The 3,600-nt window shown below is 64.2% G+C and carries 3 protein-coding genes; all 3 read left to right on the forward strand.

Translation table 11 applies throughout. The features are described 5' to 3' along the window. The first annotated feature begins 214 nt into the window (after positions 1-214). Entirely contained in the window at positions 215-553 is a 339-nt protein-coding gene (locus tag QZ564_RS19030; protein WP_297113516.1) for a P-II family nitrogen regulator, read from the forward strand. A gap of 28 nt (positions 554-581) precedes the next feature. Next, positions 582-1,934, forward strand: coding sequence for an ammonium transporter (locus QZ564_RS19035; RefSeq protein ID WP_297113518.1), 1,353 nt, complete (start codon positions 582-584; stop codon positions 1,932-1,934). Between the two features lie 139 nt (positions 1,935-2,073). Beyond that, a partial coding sequence (locus tag QZ564_RS19040) for a DNA translocase FtsK 4TM domain-containing protein (RefSeq protein ID WP_297113520.1) occupies positions 2,074-3,600 on the forward strand: 1,527 nt, incomplete at its 3' end.

Here is a 3,600-nt window from a genome sequence, read left to right on the forward strand (position 1 = left end):
TGCACACCCCTGGCAAGAGTGCACAGGAATTATGCAGAAGCCGAAAATTCTGCACGGAAATTGGGCAGAGACGTGCCCAATCCGATGGCGGTCTGCGTTTGCGCGAATTAACGCCTTGTAAACACTCGGCAAATTTCTGCCGACCCAATTGGCACGGGGTTTGACTCTTCTGTGACGTTCCAGCACGCGCCCTGGCGGCGCCAAAGGGGGTCACATGAAACTGGTGGTTGCCATCATCAAGCCATCCCGCCTCGAAGAGGTCCGGCAGGCGCTTTCCTCGCTCGATGTGCACGGCATGACCGTCACCGAAGTCAAAGGCTATGGGCGGCAGAAGGGGCACTCGGAGATCTATCGCGGCACCGAATATGCGGTGCATTTCCTGCCCAAGCTCAAGCTCGAAATCGCCGTGGACGACGAGCAGGCCGATCAGATCACCACAGTCATTCGCGAAGCGGCCCAGACCGGTCGCATCGGTGATGGCAAGATCTTCGTGCTCGATCTGCTGGCCGTCACCCGCATTCGCACCGGTGAAACCGGCGCTTCGGCGCTCTAAGCCGCTTCCCATTTCCGGAGACAAATCAATGAAACTGTCCAAACTTCTGGGGGGCGCAACTCTGGCCTCCCTCTTTGCGGCGCTTCCCGCCTTCGCGCAGGATGCCGTGGAACCGGCCGCTGAAGCCGCCGCCGCCGTCGTCGACAAGGGGGACGTGGCCTGGATGCTGGTGTCCACCATGGTGGTCATCGTCATGACCATTCCGGGCCTCGCACTGTTCTATGGCGGCCTGGTGCGCGCCAAGAACATCCTGAGCGTCCTGACCCAGGTTTTTCTCGGCTTCTCGCTGATCGCCATTCTCTGGGTGGCTTATGGCTATTCGCTGGCCTTCGCCGGTCCCACCGAAGGCGGTCTGTCCGCATTCATCGGCGACTTCTCCAAATTCTTCCTCTCCGGCGTAACCCTGGAATCGACTGCAGCGACTTTCTCGGCCGGCTATGAACTGCCCGAAATGGTCTTCGTGGTCTTCCAGCTGACCTTTGCCTGTATCACCTCGACCCTGATCGTCGGCGGCATTGCCGAGCGCATGAAGTTCGGCGCGCTCATGGCCTTCCTCGCCATCTGGTTCACCTTCTCCTATGTCCCCATGGCCCACATGGTCTGGTCGGGCCCGGGCTTGCTCTTTGGCATGGGCGCCTATGACTTTGCCGGCGGTACGGTCGTTCACATCAATTCCGGTGTGGCGGCCCTCGTCGCGGCGCTGGTCCTTGGTGCGCGCAAGGGCTACCTCAAGGAGCCGATCCCGCCGCACAATCTGGTCCTGACCTATATCGGGGCCGGCCTGCTCTGGTTCGGCTGGTTCGGCTTCAACGCCGGGTCGAACCTGGAAGCCAATGCCCTGACTGCCGTTGCTCTGGTCAACACCATTCGGGCGCCGGCCGCCGGTGCCCTGGCCTGGGCCCTGGGCGAACGGATCACCCGCGGCCATGCCTCGGCCCTGGGCGCAGTGTCGGGTGCCGTTGCCGGTCTCGTCGCCATCACCCCGGCCGCCGGCTTCTCCGGCGTGGGCGGCGCCATCGTGCTGGGTGCCGTGGCCGGCGTGATCTGTCTCTGGGCCGTGGTCAATCTCAAGCCCATGCTCAAATATGACGACAGCCTCGACGTCTTCGGGATCCACGGCGTGGGCGGTATCGTTGGCGCGCTGGGTACCGCCATCGTTGCCAACCCCTCTTTCGGCGGTTACCCGCTCGACGGCTACGATATGGGCGGGCAGTTCATGATCCAGCTCACCAGTGTCATCGTGGCTGTCGTCTGGTCCGGTGTCGTGGCGCTGATTGCCATGCTGGTCGTCAAGGCTCTGTTCGGCGGCGCCAAGGTCTCCGAGCAGGCCGAAAGCGATGGCCTCGACCTCTCGACCCACGGCGAACGCGCCTACAACTAAATCCAGCCTGGCGGGCGCCGCACTGTGGCGCCCGCCCTTTTTCTCTCCGTCTGGCGATGGTTAGCACGCGATTAACCACACCGGGCTAGCATGAGCGCATTACGGCCCACGCTGATGGTTTGCGGGCCGACAGTGAGTAATGCGTTTCATGCCCAGCCATCCCACTCCGACGCTCGACGAAATCCGCAGCCTGCCGGCCCGTGCCGCCCGCAATCCGGGTCGTTCGGCCAAGGCGCCGATGCCCCCGCCGGCCATTGCCATTCGCATCCCCTTGCGGATCGCCGGCCTGTTGGTGCTCGGCCTGTGCGCGATCGTGCTGGCGGCATTGGCCTCCTGGTCGGTTGACGATCCGTCCCTATCCCTGGCAACGACCAAGTCTGCTGCCAACTGGCTGGGCTATCCAGGCGCTGTCATTGCCGATCTGGTCTTTCAGTTCCTGGGTCTGGCTGGCCTCGTCATGATCGTGCCGGTTGCTCTTTGGGGCTGGACCATGGCACGGCGCCACGTGGTCTCCCATGCCGGGCTGCGTCTGGCTTCCTGGATCGGCGCCGTTCTGCTGTTCGCAGGTGTTTTTGCCTTCGTGGCCATGCCCGAAACCTGGCCCCTGCCCACTGGCCTGGGCGGCCTTGCCGGGATGCTGTTCACCAATCTGGCGGGGCTGATCGCCGGCGCCGATCCGCAGCCGGTCACCTCCACGCTCTTTGCCATCATCCTGACCGCGCCGGCCCTGGCCCTGTTCTGGATTGCCATGGGCCTGGGCACCTCCGTACCCGCCAGGCCTCCCAAAGCGTCCGCGGCCCGCCAAGCCGCTGAGGACGATGAGCGGGAACCCAATCCGATCGTCGAAGTCGCCATGGGTGCTGTCGTGCATATGGGCTATTCCCTGCGGACCGCCTTCCGACGGGCGAGGGCGGAACATGCGGCACGTCGGGCGGCAGAGGACAGCGATGTCTTTGCGCACGATGTCGAGCCGTCCATGGCCGCGCCCGAAGTGCATGTCGATCGCGAGCCTGTGGCCGTCGTGCCCCAGCGCCGCATTCATACCCCGGTCCAGCACGAGGAACCCAGCTTCGAGCCATCGGCGCGCATCATGGCGCAGCCGGACTATGATGACACCGCCATCGATTATCCCGATGAGCCGGAGGACGACAGTGTTCCCTTCGTGCCCGATGCGCCGATGCCGTCCCGGACCCAGCGTGGCGATTCGCGCTTCCACCCTGCTGATCCTGTCGCCCCCCGCGTGACCGCACCGGCACCGCGACCTTCCCAGGGCCAGCGCGTCTTCCGAGAAGCCCAGGGTTCACTGCTCGATGAACCGCATGGTTTTGAACTGCCTGAACTAAGCCTTCTGGCGGAACCAAAACGCTCGGGCCCCATGCCCGAACATGCGCCCGAGCGGCTTGAGGACATGGCGCGCCAGCTTGAGGCCGTTCTGGCCGATTTCGGCGTCAAGGGCGACATCATCAATGTTCGCCCCGGCCCGGTTGTGACCCTGTTCGAGCTGGAGCCGGCACCCGGCATCAAATCGAGCCGCGTGATTTCGCTGGCCGACGATATTGCCCGGTCCATGAGCGCCATCTCTGCGCGCGTCGCCGTCGTGCCTGGCCGCAACGCCATCGGTATCGAGCTGCCCAACCAGAGCCGCGAGACCGCCTATTTCCGCGAA

The sequence above is a fragment of the uncultured Devosia sp. genome (assembly GCF_913055165.1).
Taxonomy (GTDB): domain Bacteria; phylum Pseudomonadota; class Alphaproteobacteria; order Rhizobiales; family Devosiaceae; genus Devosia.